Source organism: Hwangdonia seohaensis, assembly GCF_031932625.1.
Taxonomy (GTDB): Bacteria; Bacteroidota; Bacteroidia; order Flavobacteriales; family Flavobacteriaceae; genus Hwangdonia; species Hwangdonia seohaensis.
Window position 1 is genome coordinate 356,725 of the sequence record NZ_JAVSCK010000004.1, and the last position, 18,070, is coordinate 374,794.

Consider the following 18,070-nt stretch of genomic DNA (forward strand, 5'->3'; position numbering starts at 1 on the left):
CATAAACCAAATTATTGTTTGTTTGCAATCTAAAAACCTACAATAAAACGTAAGTATTAATAGTTAAGCTAAAATATCATATATATTGCAAAAGAAAAAACAGTTACGTTTTTATATATTTGCCGTATCGAAAATTATAATACATGAGCATTATTAAATTTCTTGTAAGTAAAGCGTTTTTAAAACAAATTATACTGGCTGTAGTGGCTTTGGTGGTTTTATCTTTTTTAATGCTATCGTGGTTAAAATCATCGACCAACCATGGCGATTTTGAAACCGTACCGGATTTAAAAGGAAAATCTATAAGTGTTGCCGAAATTGAATTAAAAGAAAATAATTTGGTGATGCAAATACAGGATTCTGCTAATTTCAATCCGGATTACCCAAAATTTTCGGTGATCGAGCAAGATCCGCCCGTTGGAGCAAAAGTTAAGGAGAACAGGAAAATTTACATCACATTAAACCCTTCTGGTTACAGAAAAGTAAGAGTGCCCAATTTATTGGAAAGCACGTTACGACAAGCAAAACCAACCTTGGAAGCTTTGGAGTTTAAAGTGGGCAAACTCACTTATGTGGATAATATTGGTAAAGATATTGTACTAAAAATGCAACATAAAGGCCAAACCATTCAGGCTGGAGATATGTTGCCAAAAACCGAAAAAATTGATTTAGTGCTGGGTAATGGCAATCGGCCATCAAACTAAAATTAATTACAGACTTCAATACGCATTAATTCAATAAAATGGAAGACTATACACCACAATTACCCGACGAGGATAATTTATACGAGCATTATGCTTTTACGGTAGATAAAGGGCAAACGCCTTTGCGTATAGATAAATACTTAATGAATTTTGTTGAAAATGCCACGCGAAATAAAATTCAGGCAGCCGCAAAAAACGGCAGTGTTTTTGTAAATAACGAGCCCGTAAAATCCAATTACAAAGTAAAGCCTTTTGATGCCATTCGCGTGTTGTTTGCGCATCCACCTTTTGAGAATTTGTTGGTTGGTGAAGATATTCCGTTGGATGTGGTTTACGAAGACGACACCCTTTTGGTTGTAAACAAACCCGCAGGTATGGTGGTACATCCCGGTCATGGCAATTACTCGGGCACCTTAATAAATGGCTTGATTTACAGATTTGATAATTTACCGAACAATTCCAGCGAACGACCCGGTTTGGTACACAGAATCGATAAAGATACCAGCGGACTTTTGGTGGTTGCCAAAACCGAAAAAGCCATGGCGCATTTATCCTTGCAATTTGCCGAAAAAACCAGCGAACGCGAATACGTTGCCATAGTTTGGGGCAATATGGAAGCAGACGAAGGCACTATTGAAGGCAACATTGGCAGACACCCCAAAAACCGATTGCAAAACACCGTTTTTTTTGATGATGAAGCCGATAAAGGCAAGCCGGCCATAACGCATTATAAGGTTTTAGAGCGTTTGGGCTACGTAACCTTGGTGTCGTGTAAGTTAGAAACGGGCAGGACGCACCAAATACGTGTGCACATGAAACACATAGGGCATACCTTGTTTAACGATGCCCGCTATGGTGGCGACAAAATATTAAAAGGCACCACGTTTACCAAGTACAAACAGTTTGTCGACAACTGTTTTAAAGTGCTGCCACGGCAAGCTTTACACGCTAAAACACTGGGTTTTAAACACCCAAAAACAGGTAAGTTTATGCGTTTCGACACTCCAGTTCCAGATGATATGCAACAGTGTATTGAAAAATGGAAAACCTACTCCAAACACCAAGAATTGGAATAGCCCTGTCATGCTGAACTGTCACAGGGAGCACAGTCGAAGTGTTATTTCAGTATCTCATAAAATCATAACTATGGGTTTTATTATTTGGGCGTTACCACAACCCTTCGACTGCGCTCAGGGCAAGTGGTCAGGCTTTCCGCTATATCTTTTTTTTACGCCATAGCGAGGAGCGAGCTAGCCTGTGCTGCGCATAGTCGAAGTATGGCTATCTGTTAAATTTTTATTCTAAATAAAGTATGTTTTATTTCTTTCTTAAAAAGGATGAGTTTATCCTGAGCTTGACGAAGGGCCTCAATCCTTAACGCGCTTGTTTGCTAAATTGTGTTTTTAGGCCAATTTGCTTTTATTTTGAAAAGGTTCGTTTAATGTTTTTACATATCTAAGTCGTTTATATTACTTATATCAGCCGTTAAACGAAGTTGTGGTTTTTTCTCACAAAGTCAAAGTCATCAACCGTATTTATAGTGCTATTGCTAATATTTACCAATTAAGATTTTAAATGTAGATTACTAATCGTAAATTTGGTTTTATTAAAAAGCAAGATTTCCGCCTTCGCGGAAATGGAAAAAGTTAACTCTCTATGAAACTCGTTTTATCCCCAGCAAAATCCTTGGATTTTGAAACCAAAATACCAATTCAGCACGCCACCGAAGCTTGTTTTTTAAAACAAGCCGAACGTTTAAATAAATTGCTAAAAAAGAAATCGGCTAAAAGCTTGTCGAAACTCATGAAGATTTCAGATAATTTAGGGCAATTAAACTACGAGCGTAACCAAAATTGGGAACTGCCATTTACTAAAGACAATGCGCGACAAGCAGTGTACGCCTTTAGCGGCGATGTGTACAGAGGTTTGGACGCCTATACTATTCCAAAGGAAAATATTGAAAAACTACAAAACACCGTACGCATTATTTCGGGGTTGTACGGGTTGTTAAAACCAACCGATTTAATTCAGCCATACCGTTTGGAAATGGGCACAAAATTCCCTGTGGGCAAAAATAAAAACCTTTATGAGTTTTGGCGAAAATCCGTTACCAAAGCTTTAAATGACGAATTGGAAGACGACGAACTGTTTTTAAACTTGGCAAGTAACGAGTATTTTAAGGCCATTGATACCAAGGCTTTAAAAGTACCGGTAATTACGGCTAATTTTAAAGATTTTAAAAGTGGCGAGTACAAAACGATTATGACCTTTGCTAAATTGGCACGGGGTTACATGACGCGCTATATTATTGATACCAACGCCAAAACGATTGACGATTTAAAAGCATTTAACTACGAAGGTTATAATTTTAGCGAACCCATGAGTACAGAAACCGATCTTGTTTTTATAAGATAATTAGGTGCGTCAAAACGAAGAGAAAGGCGAGGTGGTTATCGTATTAAAATAAACAGATGGCCACATCACATTGAAAATAAGATTCTTAATGACGGAAAAATAATCTCTATTTGAATAATTCAACGACTACTTTTTAATATGCTTTACTACGTAACAATTGCGCTCCAAGTTTTTTGTATTTACCATTTGTTAAAAAACAGAAGCCCGTATTATTGGATTTTTTTAATCATCTTTTTACCCATTGTAGGCTGTATTATTTATTTAATAACACAGGTTTACAACAAACGGGATGCCGAAAAAATAACAGAAGAAATTACACATATTGTAAATCCAACTAAAAAGATAAAGGATTTGGAAAAACAACTTCAGTTTTCCGAAACCTACCAAAACCGAGTGAATTTAGCCGATGCGCTGTTGGAAAATAATGATTACAACAACGCCATTCCTCATTATTTAGAAGCTTTGGACGAACATTTGCAAAATGATTATTATGTAATAAAGCAATTAATTAAAGCTTATTATAATGTTGAGGATTTTGAGCAGGTTGTATTATATGCTGAAAAAATAAAAGAACATCCAGAATTTAAAAAATCGAAGTCTCAGTTTTTATACGGTTTAGCCCTTGAAAAATTGGGTAATTTTGAAGCAGCCGAAGCAAATTTAAGGGCCATCGATATCCGTTATTCTTTTTATAACGAACGCTTGGTGTTGGCTAAATTTTTAATAAGCAGAAAAAAAGAAGCCGAAGCCAAGGCTATTTTACAAGACATACAAACCGAATCGCAGCACTTAACAAAACCAAACAAAAAAATATTTCGAGCTACCATACTGGATGTTGATAGTTTGTTAACCCATTTACAAACCAATTGATTACAGCTTTGGTTGTGCTTTGTTACCTATATTGATTTTGGTTTCAATAGATGGTTTCTTTTTAATTCTAGGGCGTCTAACCCCAAAAGTACCTCGGTTTATTTTACCGCGTTTCGTTTTTTTATCGCCTTTTCCCATTAATTTATAGTATTTTTCATTCCCGTGAAAACGGGAATCTTTTTATCTTTAACTAAAAATAATATAAGGATTTTAAACACGCAAACCAAGTAAAACTTGTTTAAACACAAACACCCATACAAACCTTTCATCCAAAAAGACACGACTAAATTAATAGTGGGCACCTTGCCACCTCCACGGTTTTCTACCGGAGAACTTTTAGAAAAAGACGTCGATTTTTGCTACGGAAGTTATTACAATTCGCTGTGGTTGTTTATAGATGAAATCCATAATTTAAAACTGCGTTACGATAACTCCAAAGAAGCTATTGAAGAGCGCAAACAGTTTTTAATACAACATAAAATAGGTGTTTGCGATATTGTTGAAAGTGCCGAACGCAAAAAAGTTGACGCCTCCGATTTGGGCATGCAAAACATAAAACTCCGCGATTTAATTGGTTATTTAAAGCAATATCCAAATATCGACACCTTGTTGTTTACAGGCGGAAACAGTAAAAACGGTCCCGAATATTTCTTTAGAAAACATATAAAAGATTACAGTATTACATTAGAATTGGTGAATAATGAAGTGCCTCGAATTCATCAATTCGTTGTTCCCAACAAAACTCGGGAATCTGTTCAATCAAAACGAATCATTAAAACCGTGTCGCTCACCTCGGGTTCTGGCGCAGCCAATATTTCTATAAGCAGATTGCCTTTGTACAAACAATTAAAAGCCAAAAACCCCAAATTTAATACCTTCGATTTCAGGGTGATGCAGTATCGGGAGTTTTTTTTATAATTTGGTTTATTGGAAAATTCTATTTATATTTGATGTAAAGTATTACATATTATGCTAAAACAGAACAGAACAGAACAGAACAGAACAGAACAGAACTTTATTTGTTCATATTTTAGTTTGGATGCCAATAATTTTCTGCCTTTTCATATTTAAAGGTTTTTCACAAACTTACAACCCAACCCCTTATTATTTTAGTGGTAGTGAAACCCTATTTACAACTGTAGACTATCACCCTTTTACAGATGATTATTCAATAGGGGTTAATTATTACGTTTCAGGACCTCTTTCATCGATTCATTGTTATTTATATGAAAGTGGTCAGGCAGTTCCAGGAATGGCTTATTCTTATGAATTGAAACGTGAAATAAAATCAAGCACGGATACACCTTTAGTTATATATTATGATGATGTAAGAACAGATTGCCCAAACTATATGATGCCGTGTGATATTCCTAGTCATGGAGGATTAAAACCAGATTGGGCAAGTAGGGCAGACTATTCTGCACGTTATTGGCTTACGGTAAAAGTAACCTTAACCATTTACGGAGTGCCTCAAACAAAATATTACCATATTGAAAACGTAGGTGTGTCGGGGGCAAAAAGATTCTATAAAGGTTTAGAGTATTAATGTGAAAAAATAAAATTTACAAAAATGAAAAATTATAAATTATTGATTACGTGTTTGGGATTGGTTTCATTAGTCATCGTTGCTTGTTCTGATACAGTTGAAAAAAATAATGATGAAAAAAATCAAAGAGAATTTTATATTAATCATTTAGAAAAAGAATTGGCTTCAAATGGTGTAAAGAACACTAGCTATTTTACAGTTGATTACGATAACATTAATTTTGAAGGCAAAACCCATAGTGAAGTTATGGCGAATATAGATAAGGTTGTCCACATTTTTAAAGAAAACTTTGAAACGGATAATTTGTACAGGCTAAACAGGGTGAATTTGCTTATAAACATTATAAACCAAAATAAATTAATAGACAAAGAAATATTTTATAAAAAGCTGGTTAATGCTCCAACGGATGATGAAAAAATTGAGATTTATTATAATGAGCAAACAAAATATTTCAAGGAACTTGGTAGGGCTAAAGAAAATGGAGATTACAAGCTTTCCAACAAAATAGCAAATAAATATGCTTACCTAACAATATTGGCTAGAGATAGTCATGGAAATCTAATTTTGTACAAAGATGATATTCCTAAAACAAAGGAAAACCTTAGTTATAGTATAAAAAAATATGATGTAAGTATAGATAAAAACACAAAGAGTCCGGAAAGCAAAAATTCAACTAGCGTAATGTACGTAAACGGTATAAAGGTTAAATAAAATACGGCTGTATAAAACGTTTTTTCAAATCCTTGAGAAATTTAATTATATCGTATTTCAAACGAGCTATTAATAAAAAAGAAGCTGTCTTATAAAATAAAGATAGCTTTTTTGTTAAGCTTAAATATTAAACAACATCTATCAGACACTACTCAACATATCATTAGTAATTACTATTACACTAGCAAAATGATAAAACTTTAAAATATAATTTTTGTCAGTCTTTTTTACTCAATTAATTAACGCTTTAAAATCCTTCAATTTACGGTATGTTCAAACATTTTTTTGGACTAAGAAAGTACCAGTTTTTTATAACGGCCAAAAGTATTTAGGCTTAAGCAGAAAATTAACTGTACCTTTGCGCCTTAATTAGAAGGAGATGAAATATAATTTGTCATCTCACAGACCCAAAAATTGGGATACCAAAAAATTTATATGTCATTTAACTCTTTAGGCTTATCCGAAGCCTTGCTAAAAGCGATTAGCAAAAAAGGATACACAACGCCAAGTCCCATTCAACAAAAAGCAATCCCACCTATTTTAGAAGGAAAAGATGTTTTAGCTTCGGCACAAACCGGAACCGGAAAAACAGCAGGTTTTACATTACCGCTTTTACAAGTACTTTCTGCGAATCCACGAGGAAAACACAGGCCCATTCGTGCTTTAATATTAACACCAACGCGCGAATTAGCGGCACAGGTGTACGCTAATGTTAAAGAATATAGCGAGTTTTTAAATTTAAGAAGCGCTGTTATTTTTGGTGGTGTAAACCAAAAACCACAAGTGGCAACCATCCGTCAAGGTATTGATGTTTTAGTGGCCACTCCGGGACGATTGATAGATTTGGAAAACCAAGGTTTGTTATCGCTAAAGCGCATAGAGGTTTTGGTTTTAGATGAAGCCGACCGCATGCTCGATATGGGGTTTTTAAGAGATATTGAACGCATTATGAAACTCATGCCTGCAAAACGTCAAAACCTGATGTTTTCGGCAACCTTTTCAAAGGATATTAGAAAATTGGCAAACGGTATTTTAAACCATCCGGTGCAAGTTGAAGCAACTCCGGAAAATACAACCGTAGAAGCTATTAACCAAAAGGTTTATCGCGTTGCCAAAGGCTTAAAAACAGGTTTGATTATCAAGCTGATCTCAGACGATAATTGGAAACAGGTATTGGTTTTTACCCGCACCAAACACGGTGCCAATAAACTTTGTAAGAAAATGGTTAGCGCAGGTATAACGGCTGCAGCTATTCATGGTAATAAAAGTCAAGGTGCACGAACCAAAGCCTTGGCAGGTTTCAAAAGCGGACGGATTCGCGTTTTAGTGGCCACCGATATTGCGGCACGTGGTTTAGATATCCCGTTGCTGCCACATGTTATTAATTTTGAATTGCCTAATATCTCTGAAGATTACGTGCACCGTATTGGAAGAACGGGTAGAGCAGGGGCAAGTGGCGAAGCCATTTCTTTAGTAAGTGCGGACGAAACCACATATTTACGCGATATTGAAAAATTGATTGATATAAAGTTACCCGTTGAAATTGTTGAAGGTTTTGAACCCGACCCGAATGCTTCAACCGTACCCATAAAACCAGGTCAAAATCGTTCTCATAACTCTCGGAACAACAGTAGAAATTCAAACTCTAATAAAAACAGGAGCAGTTCAAAAAGAAGACCAAGCAGAAATAATAATAGAAAATCTACCGACCGAAGACATTAACCGCAATGAGAAAAGCGTTAAAAGAAAAAATCATAGAAGTTTGTCACCGGAAAATAGAACAAAAGGGAACTAACGTCGGTCTGTCATTTTATGCGTTTTTTGCCAATAAAAATGATGATCCGGAATTGCTTATGGAAGCGGCAACATGGTGGATTTTAACTGAAAAATTGGATCATTTTGAAAAAGCCGAAAAAATCAAAAAATTAGTTTCAAAATTATAAAATGGAAACCCAACCCAACAACCCTTTGCACGGTATAAAGTTAGAGCAAATTGTTAACGATTTAGTGTCACACTACGGATGGGAATATATGGGTTATACTATAAAAATAAAGTGTTTTACCGATAACCCTTCGGTAAAATCCAGTTTAAAATTTTTACGGCGCACGCCTTGGGCGCGGACAAAAGTTGAAAACATGTATTTGAAGATGTTGAAGAATAAAAAATAATGATTTCACATTGTAATCTTTAAAATATGTTTTTTTCAGTTCAAAATAATCAAAATCGTATTTTTACAAAAACTTCAAAAAATGAACTCCAGAGCAGATCAGCTAAAAGCCTTTGATAGATTGTTAACCATAATGGATGAATTGCGAGCGCAATGCCCCTGGGATAAAAAACAAACTATGGAAAGTTTGCGCCATTTAACCATTGAAGAAACTTACGAATTGGGTGATGCTATTTTAGACAACGATTTAAACGAAGTTAAAAAAGAACTGGGCGATGTGCTTTTGCATATTGTGTTTTATGCTAAAATAGGAAGCGAAACCAATACTTTTGATATTGCCGATGTTTGCCATAGTATTTGCGAAAAACTAATTAGTAGGCATCCACATATTTACAGCGATGTTAAGGTTGAAAACGAGGATGATGTAAAACGAAACTGGGAAAACCTTAAGCTAAAAGAAGGAAAAACAAGTGTTTTGGAAGGCGTACCCAAGAGCTTACCGGCTTTGGTAAAAGCCAATAGAATTCAGGAAAAAGTGGCCAGCGTTGGTTTTGACTGGGAAGCACCAAATCAAGTTTGGGAAAAGGTTGAAGAGGAGCTAAGCGAATTTAAAACCGAAGTAAGTTTAGGAAATCAAGATAAAATGGAAAGCGAGTTTGGCGATGTATTGTTCTCTATGGTAAACTACGCACGTTTTTTAAATATTAACCCCGAAAATGCTTTAGAGCGTACCAATAAAAAATTCTCAAAACGATTTCAATACCTTGAAGCGAAGGCAAAAAGTTTAAACAAACCTTTAAAGGATATGACATTGGCCGAAATGGATATCTTTTGGGAGGAAGCTAAAAGTCTGTAGTTTTTCATATCGCACAAATCTAAATTTGTATTTATCTTAACACTGTTAATTTGCTAAAAGGGCTTCATTTTCGTACATTTGCTGCATGGGAAAAGGAATTCATGAAAAGCGAAATAACAGAATCTTCAACTTTAACTTTCTGGTTTTTAGAAACCAATCGGATAAATTTATCCCACCTTCTACATAATTCCATAAATATTCACTTTACACCTTAGTGTCTTATTTATATTATTTACTTGAGTTTTTAAGTAGATAATGCATAATGCATAACTGATTTTTTTTCAGTTTTATTTCTATCTATTTTATAGATAAAAATCACCATAACCCTATTTAATGACTATTAAAACATTTGATGCTTTTTCAAGGCTATCTATGATTGATATTAACCGTATCACCAATTTTTTATACGAACATTCCGGAGTTTTTAAAGACACAAAGAGCGCTATTCAAAAATCTATTTTGTATGCAGCCAAAGAGCTTCCCGGATTAGGTGGTTACGTGTTTGTTATGGAAAATAGAAATGAAATTTTGGGAGCCGTTGTGGTAAATAGAACAGGTATGAATGAGTATTTATCTGAAAACATATTGGTTTATGTGGCGGTTAAAAAAAGTTTCAGAAGAAAAGGAATTGCCAAAGCATTAATAAAACACACTATAAAATACTGTAAGGGCGATATTGCAGTACACATAAACATAGATAACCCGGTTATAAAAATATTTGAAAAACAAGGCTTTAAAGCAAGAAATATAGAAATGCGATTAGAGCGATAATCAATTTAAATAATCAATTTAATAAAACAAGAACATATGAAAATTTTACAAGTAAAAAGAAAAACAACTTACGAAAAACGACATACAGTAAAAATGGGAGAGCTAACCACAAAGGTTACTTATATAAAGAAATACTTATTTGGCTTACCTATAAAAACGCTTCATAAGTACCGCGAAACCTATTATGGCGAGGTAAAAGACTGTAAAGACTGTATGCTATTCGTTTAATTATCTTTTTCAAAAAATTATCAACAAAAACAACTAAATGAAAGTACTAGTAATTGGAGCGGGAAATATGGGGCTTACCTATGCCGAAGGGATGTCTAAATCAAAACTCTTAAAAAAGAGGAATATCATGGTTTTAGATAAGTCTGAAGAGAAATTGGAAGCACTTAATCAAATATCGCATTTTGATGCTTTTAAAGAGTTGGATGAATGTGTACCACAAGCAGACATTATTTTTATTGCAGTAAAACCATATCATGCTGAAGGTCTTTTTAAAGCCATAAAATCACTGGTAAAACCACAACAAATTATTATCTCTATTATGGCAGGCGTTACCATTGCTACCATAAAAGAGATAACCGGATTAGAAAAAATAGTTAGGGCGATGCCTAATTTACCAGCCCAAATAGGGAAGGGGTTAACATCGTATGTCACGTCAGATGAAGTGTCGAGAATTGAAAGGTTAACCATTGAAAGCTTATTGGATACAACAGGAAAATCCATTCGTGTGTCCAACGAAAAACTGATTGATGCATCCACAGGAATTTCCGGTAGCGGACCTGCTTATGTGTTTTACTTTATGCAAAGTATGATGGAAGCAGCACTGCAAATGGGTTTTTCAAAAAACGATTCCACCGTTTTGGTGAGCCAAACCTTTACGGGTGCGATTGAGTTGTTTAATCAATCAAACTTATCACCAAATTCTTGGATGGACAAGGTCGCATCAAAAGGAGGCACCACTCGTGCCGCTTTGGATTCAATGGAAGATAACAATGTAAACGAGTTAATAAAAGAAGCCGCTTTTTCTGCATTTAACCGTGCAGTGGAATTAGGTAAAGAACACTAATATGTGTAAAGAAAGAATAGTAATAAAAGTTGGTACGAATGTAATGACCAACAAAGACAATAGAATAGTAAGACCAGTTTTAAGACGATTGGTAAAACAAATAGCAGAGCTTTACGAGCGTGGTATTATGACCATTTTGGTCTCTTCGGGTTCTGTAATTGCAGGAAAAGAAGTGCTGGGGAAATCTAAAATAGAAGACACAACCCAAAGACGTCAGGTGTATTCTGCCATTGGGCAACCTAGAATGATGCGCCTCTATTATAATATTTTTCACGATTATGGGATGAAGTGCGCCCAAGTATTGCCCACAAAGCGCGATTTTAGCCCAGGCGTACACAGGCAGAATATGATTAATTGTTGCGAAGGGTTACTGGCTGAGGGTGTCATCCCTATTGCCAATGAAGATGACGCCGTATCGGTGACCATGTCTATGTTTTCGGATAACGACGAATTGGCAAGCTTAATTGCACAATTATTAAACGCCGATAAACTTATCATTTTAACAGATATTGATGGGCTTTTTACGGGACATCCTGAAGAAGCCAGTAGCGATTTAATAAAGAACGTATGTCCAGAAGAAGATTTGGAAAAATATATAAAAGATAGTAATAAAGCCGAAGAAGAAGGCAGAGGCGGTATGGGCTCAAAATTGGATTATGCCCAACAAGCCGCGGCCAATAATGTACCAACCTTTATTGCAAACGGAAAAAAAGATAATACCATTATTGATATTATTAATGGAAAATCAGTTGGTACAAAAGTATCACTATAAAAAAAGAATGAAGATGGAATTATTATCAGAGAATATAAAAAACAATGTTTTAAAAAGTATGGTCAACCTATTGCGGGAAAACCAAGACGATTTATTACAGGCAAACAAAAAGGATATTGAGGCTTTTAATAAAGAGGATCAAGCCATGTACGATCGCTTAATTTTAAATAAAAAGAAAGTAGATGGCATGATTACGGCCATTAAAGAAGTGCAAGCACAGCAAGATCCCGTAAATCAAATAATAAGTAAAAACACTTTAAACAGCGGGTTGGAAGTTGTAAACAAAACAGCGCCTTTTGGAACCATCATGATTATTTACGAATCTCGACCAGATGTAACTGTTGAGGCTACGGTACTCGCTTTTAAAGCCAATAACAAAATATTGCTTAAAGGCGGAAAAGAAGCATTGCACAGCAATACGGCCATTGTAAAATTATGGCATAAAGCCCTTGAAGAAAATAATTTAAGCACAGATTTTATTAAAATGCTAAACATGAATAGGCAAGAAACCCAAGCCTTTTTAAAAAACCCGACCGAGCCATTGGATTTAATTGTTCCAAGGGGTGGCGAGCAACTTATAAAGTTTGTAAAAGAGCATGCTAAATGTGCGGTTTTGGTTAGCGGTCGCGGAAATAACTTTTTATATATTGATGAATATGCCGATTGGAAACAAACCATTGCAGTTATTTTAAATGCAAAAACCCATAAAATATCAGCTTGTAACGCACTCGATAAAATATTGGTGAACAAAAACATTCCAGGTTATCAAAATAAAATCAAAGAACTAAATGCTATTTTGAAGGAAAGTGAGGTTACGGTTTTGGTAGATGATAAAGCCAAAGAAGTTCTAAAAGATGAAAAATTAATCGACGACCATTCCATATGGTTTGAAGAGTTTTTAGAAATGAAATGTTGCATCGGAACAGTTGATTCTGTTTTTGAAGCTATCGAAAAAATAAATGAATATTCCGGCGGCCATTCAACAAGCATTATGACTACCAGTAACGACATAGCAAAAACCTTTATGGAACAAGTAGATTGTGCTGTGGTATATCAAAATGCATCAACTAGATTTACTGATGGTGGACAAATAGGTGTGGGCGCAGAACTCGCCATTAGTACCGATAAACTGCACCACCGCGGCCCATTAGGGCTTAAAGAACTTGTTACCAACAAGTATTATGTTTATGGCGATGGACACGTTAGGGTTTAAAAATAAGGTTTTGTAAAAACACTTATTAGATAACTGATAAAAGCAAAAAATCCCGTAATTCAATTACGGGATTTTTTGCTTTTAACAAGATACGTTAACTTTTAATACAGCGATTTAACTTTACTAAGCTTGGTTTTTAAGAGCTTTAAAGTTTGCTTGTGCGCTTTAATATTGTTGTGAACTTCCTTTACCAACGGATTATCGTCATCAACATTAGTAAAGAACTGTAAATTATTCTCCAATTGATTGATTTGGCTCTTAACCTCGTCTATTTTCTTTTTGATAAAAGAACGTTCGTTATCAAGGTTTCTGGTATTGTTGTCTCCACTGTTTAAATTATCTAATTTGTTTTCATATTTAATCATTTCAATTTCATTCTTTTCCATTTTCAAACTAGAAAACAAATTATCTAAAACCTTATTAAACTTACCTTCAATATAACGCTTGTCGTTTGGTACCCTGCCTATATTTTTCCAAGTGTTGATTTGGTCTTTTATGGTGGTTAAATCTTTGTCTTTATCTCCGGTTAAACTTAACTCTTTTAATGTGTTTAACAAATCTTGTTTTTGGTTGAAAGCATCAACTTGCTCTTGGCTGGCAGCATTTCTTTTAGCATGCAGCCTATCAAAATAGTAGTTACATGCATTTTTAAATTGTTTCCAAATTTTATCGCTGTCTTTACGCGGAACATGGCCGATTTTTTTCCAATCGCTCTGGATTTTTTTCATCAATGCCGTGGTAACTTCAGTATCTTCACTGTCTTTGTTGTCTTCGGCAATTTTAATGAGCTCTAATTTTTTCTGGAGATTGTCATACTGCTCCATTTTTAAGCCTTTATAAAAGGCATTTTTCTTTTTGTTAAACGCCCTAACCGAATCCTTAAATTTCGCCCAAGTAGCTTCGTTAACTTTTATGGGAACTTTTCCGGCGTTAAAAAAGTCGTTTCGCAGTGCTTCAACTTCTTTTATCTTTTTCTGCCACGAGCTATGTGATTTGCTTTCTTGCTCGCCTATAGCTTCTATTTTAGCAATAATTTCGAGCTTGTTTTCAAGGTTTTTTTCATAAACCTTATCAATTTCTTTGTAGTAATCTTGCCGTTTGTCGTTTATTATTTTTGTGGCCGCCTTAAAACGATCCCAGATTTCTTCTCGGTGCTCCCTGGCCACAGGTCCAAGTTCTTCTTTCCACATTTTGTGAAGTTCTTGCAGCTCTCTAAACGATCGCATCACATTATCGTCTTTGGCCAACTCTTCGGCACGCTCAATAATTTTTAATTTCTTGTCTAAATTGTGTTTAAAATCTAAATCGCGTAAATCTCTGTTTAAATGTAAAAAATCATAAAAACGCTCAACGTGGTGGTGGTAAGAGTTCCAGGCATTGTTGTATTTGTCTCTGGGAATTGGCCCGGTGTTTCTCCAGCGCTCCTGTAATTCCTTAAAATGTTTGTAAGTGGTATTTATGTTTTCTTCAACGTTAAGCAGGCCTTTTAATTCTTCAATAATTTCCAGCTTGTCGGCTAAATTTTGTTTCAGGTTTTTTTCCAAACCTTTATAATGTTCGTTTAGTTTGGTTCTGTATGCTTTATAAGCCGTTTTAAATCGTTTTTGTATGGGCGAGGAGTAATAAAAATCTATTTCGTTGCCTCCGTCGTTTAAAAACTCTGTTTTTTTCTCGTCTAATAAAGCTTGGAATTTAGTTTTAAACTCGTTGTTTATATCGTTGACATGCGATTTTATGGCTTGAATTTTCTCGTTTTTCAATAGCTTTTCCAACTCGATGGCTAAAGATTCCAACGACATTTTATCGTATTCTTTTACGGCAATGGTATGGCGCTCTTTGTTGCCCTCATCTTCCGCGTCCTCAGCATTGGACTCTTCAATCTCATTGATAACATCTTCATCTTTAGATGTGTCGACCGCTTCATCTTTAGGTGTTTCAGCCACTTCTTCTTTTTCGTTGGAAGGCTCTTCTTTTTCAGCTTCAACGGTTTGAGAAGTAGCTTCTTTTTCATCTATTTCAGGAGTTTCTTCTACGGATTGGGCATTATTATCTAATGATGTGTTTTCAGTGTTATCATCATTTTTAACGGGTAATTTGTTTTCTTCTTTTCCGTCTGCTTTTTGCAGGTTATCTATCTCAGACATTTTAAAAAATGTTTAGGTTCGTAATATACTTTAAGGTTTAAAGATAGTAACAACTCAAGTATTTACAAAGTGTAAGTGGTGCTTTTAATAGCTTGAGTAGTTATTTTATTACAAATCCCAAATAGACCACGATTTTTCTGCTTGAAATTTCAGCATATTTAATCCGTTAATCGTTTTGGCACCATGTAGTTTACCTTGATTGAGGAACTTGGTTTCCTCGGGATTGTATATTAAATCGAACAAAACGTGGTTTTTGGTAATGCCGTGATATGGTATGTTTGGGCAATCATTTACATTGGGAAACGTGCCCAACGGTGTACAGTTTATTATAATTTGATGCTGATTAATGATAGCTTCGGTAAGTGAATCGTATGTGAAATCGATACCTTCTGAAGCTTTTCTGGACACATAACTGTATGCAATATTTAGCTCTTTTAAACTGTAGGCAATGGCTTTACTGGCGCCGCCTGTACCTAAAATCAATGCTTTTTTATGCTGCGATTTTAAAGCGGGTTTTATGGTTTTTTTAAAACCGTAGCAATCTGTATTATAGCCAACAAGTTTTCCTTTTTTCGTGATTTTTATGGTGTTTACCGCGCCAATGGATTTGGCTTTTTTGTTTATTTTATCAAGAAAAGGAATCACTTGTTCTTTGTACGGAATGGTAACATTTAAACCTTTTAGGTCTTTTGTGTTTTTTATTATTGACGGAAATAAATCGATTGATTCAATATCGAAATTCTCATAAGTTGTATTGTTGATGTTTTCATTTTCAAACTTATTTTTAAAATAGTTTCTTGAAAATGAATACGATATGTTTTTGCCTAAAAGTCCTAATTTGTTCATTTGGTTTTTCTGGTTTTTTGGCCGTAAAATTCAAGTGCTAAAACAATACCGATGCCCAAAACAATAAATGCAATGGCATAAAGGGTTTCTGTAGTTACATCGGGCATAAAGCGTTTGTAATTGGCAATTATTTTTTCTCCTGTAGAATCTAGTATAAAACTACCGTTATCGTTTATTTTGTAAATGGTTTTTTTCCAAGGCCAAACCACACCCAACGACCCCACAATAAACCCAATAATGGCGGAAAGGGTGATGCTTTTATAGTGTTTTAATATATAGCTTAACAGATGCGAAAAGGTAACCAAACCCGTTACAGAGCCCAATGTAAAAACACCAAGCACCTTAAGCATTCGTAGGCGTACCGGGTTTTGGAAAAAACTAAAATCGCCACTAAATACATCTGAAACCGTATCGTACAAAGCGTTTACCGAATCTACCAAAAGCAATACATAATTGCCCAAAAGAATAAGAATGAAGGAGCCGGAAAACCCGGGTAGTGTCATTCCCGAAACGCTTATTATGCCACAGAAAAACACAAACCAAAGATTGTCATTTTCTTTTGCCGGATTTAAAAAACTAATGCTTAAACCTATTATTATGCCAATAAATAGCGAGAAGTAGGTTGTAAAATTCCAATCCTTAAAATCTTTGTAGATGTAATAAATAGAGCCGATTATCATTCCAAAAAAAACACTCCAAACAAACAGCTCGTAATGTTTTATTAAATAATCCAAAATTTTTGAAACACTAAAATAACTAACTACCATCCCAAAGAAAAGCAGGCCTAAAAAACGCCCGTTTATATATTGGAAAAAACTCTTAAACCGCCCATTAATAAGGAGTTTAAAAGCTTTACTGTTTACTTTTTGAAGCGAGTAAATAAACTCCTCGTAAAAACCGGCTACAAAAGCAACCACGCCACCAGAAACGCCAGGAACCTTGTTGGCAGCACCCATACCTAAGCCCTTAAGAATAAGGAATAGCTTGTCTGTAAAAGTTCTGGTGCTTTGCATTATAGTTTTTTCGTGCCTAGTTTTTCAAGAATAAAAATAGTTAAAAAACCAAGAATCATTAAGCCAATGGCTATTGTGATTTGGTTTGCGCCCTCAAAGGCAAACGGTGAAACGCTTTCTTCCAACAATGGCATTTTAATTCCTTTTGAATTGGTATGCCATGTAAGCGTCCTTTTCCAAGGCCAAACTTTGTTTAGGGATCCAAATATAAAACCAGTAAGTATGGCCAGCGTAATGTTGTGGTAATGTTTAAACAACCATTTTAAAACCCGACTAAAGCTTAGCAAGCCCATTAGGGCGCCAACGGCAAAAATGACTATTTTTTTTACATCAAAATCATGCAAAGCGTCGCTTAATGTTTTGTAGGCGCCTAGAATTATTAAAATGAAGGAACCCGAAATACCCGGAAGAATCATAGCGCAAATGGCAATGGCGCCCGCCAAAAACAAAAACCAGGGATTAGCGTTGGTCGCCAATGCCGGTAGTGTGGTAATATAAAAAGCAATGGCGGCTCCAAAAATAAGACATACGATTACGGCCAAATTCCATTTGGTGATTTGCTTGCCAACAAAATAAATACTGGCCACAATCAAACCGAAAAAAAACGACCAAATAAGTACAGGATGATGCTCTAACAAATATTTTGCTAGCCGCATAAACGACACAAAACTTACAATAATACCTAGCAAGAGCGCAGTTAAAAAGTTACCATTGGCTTGTTGCCAAAACGCTTTTAAACCTTTGGAAAAAAGGGTTTTAAACAGAGAAAGATTAACATTGCTAATGGTAGAAATCAACTCTTCGTAAATACCGGAAATAAAAGCAATAGTACCACCTGAAACACCAGGAACAGCATCGGCTGCACCCATGGCAATACCTTTAAGCGAAATGACTAAATAATCTATAAAACGTCTTTGCATATGTTGATTTTTAAGCAGAAACCAAAGATATACATTTTAATGTAACCGT

At 35.2% G+C, this 18,070-nt stretch carries 21 protein-coding genes; 16 read left to right on the forward strand and 5 right to left on the reverse strand.

Features of this window, described 5'->3' with window-relative positions:
* Nucleotides 1-143: 143 nt before the first annotated feature.
* The 4 genes from RNZ47_RS14480 (at nucleotide 144) to RNZ47_RS14495 (ending at nucleotide 3,989) form a co-directional block, all read left to right on the forward strand.
* The gene (locus tag RNZ47_RS14480; RefSeq protein WP_311941743.1) at nucleotides 144-704 is read left to right on the forward strand and encodes a PASTA domain-containing protein; all 561 of its coding nucleotides are present in this window, start codon (nucleotides 144-146) and stop codon (nucleotides 702-704) included.
* A 38-nt stretch (nucleotides 705-742) separates the two neighbouring features.
* A complete protein-coding gene (locus tag RNZ47_RS14485; RefSeq protein WP_311941747.1) occupies nucleotides 743-1,780 on the forward strand; it encodes an RluA family pseudouridine synthase in 1,038 nt (345 codons plus the stop codon).
* A gap of 580 nt (nucleotides 1,781-2,360) precedes the next feature.
* Complete coding sequence (gene yaaA / locus RNZ47_RS14490; protein WP_311941750.1) at nucleotides 2,361-3,119, forward strand: peroxide stress protein YaaA; 759 nt, start codon at nucleotides 2,361-2,363, stop codon at nucleotides 3,117-3,119.
* A 138-nt stretch (nucleotides 3,120-3,257) separates the two neighbouring features.
* Nucleotides 3,258-3,989 (forward strand): hypothetical protein, encoded by a 732-nt coding sequence (locus RNZ47_RS14495; RefSeq protein ID WP_311941753.1) that lies wholly within the window; start codon nucleotides 3,258-3,260, stop codon nucleotides 3,987-3,989.
* Here RNZ47_RS14495 and RNZ47_RS14500 read toward each other — a convergent pair whose 3' ends face one another.
* A complete protein-coding gene (locus RNZ47_RS14500; RefSeq protein ID WP_311941756.1) occupies nucleotides 3,990-4,127 on the reverse strand; it encodes a 30S ribosomal protein THX in 138 nt (45 codons plus the stop codon).
* 96 nt (nucleotides 4,128-4,223) lie between these two features.
* On the opposite strand from RNZ47_RS14500, the gene RNZ47_RS14505 reads away from it, so the two are divergent.
* The 12 genes from RNZ47_RS14505 (at nucleotide 4,224) to RNZ47_RS14560 (ending at nucleotide 13,098) form a co-directional block, all read left to right on the forward strand.
* Nucleotides 4,224-4,907 carry a uracil-DNA glycosylase family protein gene (locus tag RNZ47_RS14505; RefSeq protein ID WP_311941759.1) on the forward strand — a complete coding sequence of 228 codons (684 nt, stop codon included), beginning with the start codon at nucleotides 4,224-4,226 and terminating at the stop codon, nucleotides 4,905-4,907.
* Between the two features lie 352 nt (nucleotides 4,908-5,259).
* Nucleotides 5,260-5,535, forward strand: a complete 276-nt coding sequence (locus RNZ47_RS14510) for a hypothetical protein (protein WP_311941762.1) — start codon at nucleotides 5,260-5,262, stop codon at nucleotides 5,533-5,535.
* A gap of 24 nt (nucleotides 5,536-5,559) precedes the next feature.
* On the forward strand, nucleotides 5,560-6,246 hold the full coding sequence (locus RNZ47_RS14515) for a hypothetical protein (protein WP_311941765.1): 687 nt from the start codon (nucleotides 5,560-5,562) through the stop codon (nucleotides 6,244-6,246).
* A gap of 435 nt (nucleotides 6,247-6,681) precedes the next feature.
* Entirely contained in the window at nucleotides 6,682-7,968 is a 1,287-nt protein-coding gene (locus tag RNZ47_RS14520) for a DEAD/DEAH box helicase (protein ID WP_311941767.1), read from the forward strand.
* Between the two features lie 5 nt (nucleotides 7,969-7,973).
* Nucleotides 7,974-8,189: a DUF6500 family protein gene (locus RNZ47_RS14525; RefSeq protein WP_311941770.1), complete on the forward strand. Its 216-nt coding sequence runs from the start codon at nucleotides 7,974-7,976 to the stop codon at nucleotides 8,187-8,189.
* A gap of 1 nt (nucleotide 8,190) precedes the next feature.
* Nucleotides 8,191-8,415 (forward strand): VF530 family protein, encoded by a 225-nt coding sequence (locus tag RNZ47_RS14530; protein ID WP_311941775.1) that lies wholly within the window; start codon nucleotides 8,191-8,193, stop codon nucleotides 8,413-8,415.
* An 81-nt stretch (nucleotides 8,416-8,496) separates the two neighbouring features.
* Nucleotides 8,497-9,270, forward strand: a complete 774-nt coding sequence (gene mazG, locus RNZ47_RS14535) for a nucleoside triphosphate pyrophosphohydrolase (RefSeq protein WP_311941777.1) — start codon at nucleotides 8,497-8,499, stop codon at nucleotides 9,268-9,270.
* A 333-nt stretch (nucleotides 9,271-9,603) separates the two neighbouring features.
* Nucleotides 9,604-10,041 (forward strand): GNAT family N-acetyltransferase, encoded by a 438-nt coding sequence (locus RNZ47_RS14540; protein WP_311941781.1) that lies wholly within the window; start codon nucleotides 9,604-9,606, stop codon nucleotides 10,039-10,041.
* Nucleotides 10,042-10,077: 36 nt separating this feature from the next.
* Nucleotides 10,078-10,269, forward strand: a complete 192-nt coding sequence (locus RNZ47_RS14545) for a hypothetical protein (protein ID WP_311941784.1) — start codon at nucleotides 10,078-10,080, stop codon at nucleotides 10,267-10,269.
* A 37-nt stretch (nucleotides 10,270-10,306) separates the two neighbouring features.
* Nucleotides 10,307-11,113 (forward strand): pyrroline-5-carboxylate reductase, encoded by an 807-nt coding sequence (gene proC, locus RNZ47_RS14550; protein WP_311941787.1) that lies wholly within the window; start codon nucleotides 10,307-10,309, stop codon nucleotides 11,111-11,113.
* Nucleotide 11,114: 1 nt separating this feature from the next.
* Nucleotides 11,115-11,885 (forward strand): glutamate 5-kinase, encoded by a 771-nt coding sequence (gene proB / locus RNZ47_RS14555; RefSeq protein ID WP_311941792.1) that lies wholly within the window; start codon nucleotides 11,115-11,117, stop codon nucleotides 11,883-11,885.
* A 13-nt stretch (nucleotides 11,886-11,898) separates the two neighbouring features.
* The gene (locus RNZ47_RS14560; RefSeq protein ID WP_376717827.1) at nucleotides 11,899-13,098 is read left to right on the forward strand and encodes a glutamate-5-semialdehyde dehydrogenase; all 1,200 of its coding nucleotides are present in this window, start codon (nucleotides 11,899-11,901) and stop codon (nucleotides 13,096-13,098) included.
* 101 nt (nucleotides 13,099-13,199) lie between these two features.
* Here RNZ47_RS14560 and RNZ47_RS14565 read toward each other — a convergent pair whose 3' ends face one another.
* The 4 genes from RNZ47_RS14565 to RNZ47_RS14580 form a co-directional block, all read right to left on the reverse strand.
* The gene (locus RNZ47_RS14565) at nucleotides 13,200-15,242 is read right to left on the reverse strand and encodes a DUF349 domain-containing protein (RefSeq protein ID WP_311941798.1); all 2,043 of its coding nucleotides are present in this window, start codon (nucleotides 15,240-15,242) and stop codon (nucleotides 13,200-13,202) included.
* Nucleotides 15,243-15,350: 108 nt separating this feature from the next.
* Nucleotides 15,351-16,088 carry a shikimate dehydrogenase family protein gene (locus RNZ47_RS14570; RefSeq protein ID WP_311941801.1) on the reverse strand — a complete coding sequence of 246 codons (738 nt, stop codon included), beginning with the start codon at nucleotides 16,086-16,088 and terminating at the stop codon, nucleotides 15,351-15,353.
* The gene (locus tag RNZ47_RS14575; protein ID WP_311941804.1) at nucleotides 16,085-17,101 is read right to left on the reverse strand and encodes a DUF368 domain-containing protein; all 1,017 of its coding nucleotides are present in this window, start codon (nucleotides 17,099-17,101) and stop codon (nucleotides 16,085-16,087) included. The genes RNZ47_RS14570 and RNZ47_RS14575 overlap by 4 nt, the downstream gene beginning before the upstream one ends.
* Nucleotides 17,101-18,021: a polyprenyl-phosphate transporter gene (locus RNZ47_RS14580; protein ID WP_311941807.1), complete on the reverse strand. Its 921-nt coding sequence runs from the start codon at nucleotides 18,019-18,021 to the stop codon at nucleotides 17,101-17,103. Before RNZ47_RS14580 ends, RNZ47_RS14575 begins: the two co-directional genes overlap by 1 nt.
* Nucleotides 18,022-18,070: the final 49 nt, after the last annotated feature.

Coding starts and splice junctions, on each gene's coding strand:
- mazG (WP_311941777.1), top strand. CDS start 8,497: ATGAACTCCAGAGCAGATCAGCTAAAAGCCTTTGATAGATTGTTAACC.
- yaaA (WP_311941750.1), top strand. CDS start 2,361: ATGAAACTCGTTTTATCCCCAGCAAAATCCTTGGATTTTGAAACCAAA.
- RNZ47_RS14495 (WP_311941753.1), top strand. CDS start 3,258: ATGCTTTACTACGTAACAATTGCGCTCCAAGTTTTTTGTATTTACCAT.
- RNZ47_RS14540 (WP_311941781.1), top strand. CDS start 9,604: ATGACTATTAAAACATTTGATGCTTTTTCAAGGCTATCTATGATTGAT.
- RNZ47_RS14485 (WP_311941747.1), top strand. CDS start 743: ATGGAAGACTATACACCACAATTACCCGACGAGGATAATTTATACGAG.
- RNZ47_RS14515 (WP_311941765.1), top strand. CDS start 5,560: ATGAAAAATTATAAATTATTGATTACGTGTTTGGGATTGGTTTCATTA.
- proC (WP_311941787.1), top strand. CDS start 10,307: ATGAAAGTACTAGTAATTGGAGCGGGAAATATGGGGCTTACCTATGCC.
- RNZ47_RS14565 (WP_311941798.1), bottom strand. CDS start 15,242: ATGTCTGAGATAGATAACCTGCAAAAAGCAGACGGAAAAGAAGAAAAC.
- RNZ47_RS14525 (WP_311941770.1), top strand. CDS start 7,974: ATGAGAAAAGCGTTAAAAGAAAAAATCATAGAAGTTTGTCACCGGAAA.
- RNZ47_RS14520 (WP_311941767.1), top strand. CDS start 6,682: ATGTCATTTAACTCTTTAGGCTTATCCGAAGCCTTGCTAAAAGCGATT.
- proB (WP_311941792.1), top strand. CDS start 11,115: ATGTGTAAAGAAAGAATAGTAATAAAAGTTGGTACGAATGTAATGACC.
- RNZ47_RS14545 (WP_311941784.1), top strand. CDS start 10,078: ATGAAAATTTTACAAGTAAAAAGAAAAACAACTTACGAAAAACGACAT.
- RNZ47_RS14480 (WP_311941743.1), top strand. CDS start 144: ATGAGCATTATTAAATTTCTTGTAAGTAAAGCGTTTTTAAAACAAATT.
- RNZ47_RS14500 (WP_311941756.1), bottom strand. CDS start 4,127: ATGGGAAAAGGCGATAAAAAAACGAAACGCGGTAAAATAAACCGAGGT.
- RNZ47_RS14530 (WP_311941775.1), top strand. CDS start 8,191: ATGGAAACCCAACCCAACAACCCTTTGCACGGTATAAAGTTAGAGCAA.
- RNZ47_RS14570 (WP_311941801.1), bottom strand. CDS start 16,088: ATGAACAAATTAGGACTTTTAGGCAAAAACATATCGTATTCATTTTCA.
- RNZ47_RS14560 (WP_376717827.1), top strand. CDS start 11,899: ATGGAATTATTATCAGAGAATATAAAAAACAATGTTTTAAAAAGTATG.
- RNZ47_RS14580 (WP_311941807.1), bottom strand. CDS start 18,021: ATGCAAAGACGTTTTATAGATTATTTAGTCATTTCGCTTAAAGGTATT.
- RNZ47_RS14575 (WP_311941804.1), bottom strand. CDS start 17,101: ATGCAAAGCACCAGAACTTTTACAGACAAGCTATTCCTTATTCTTAAG.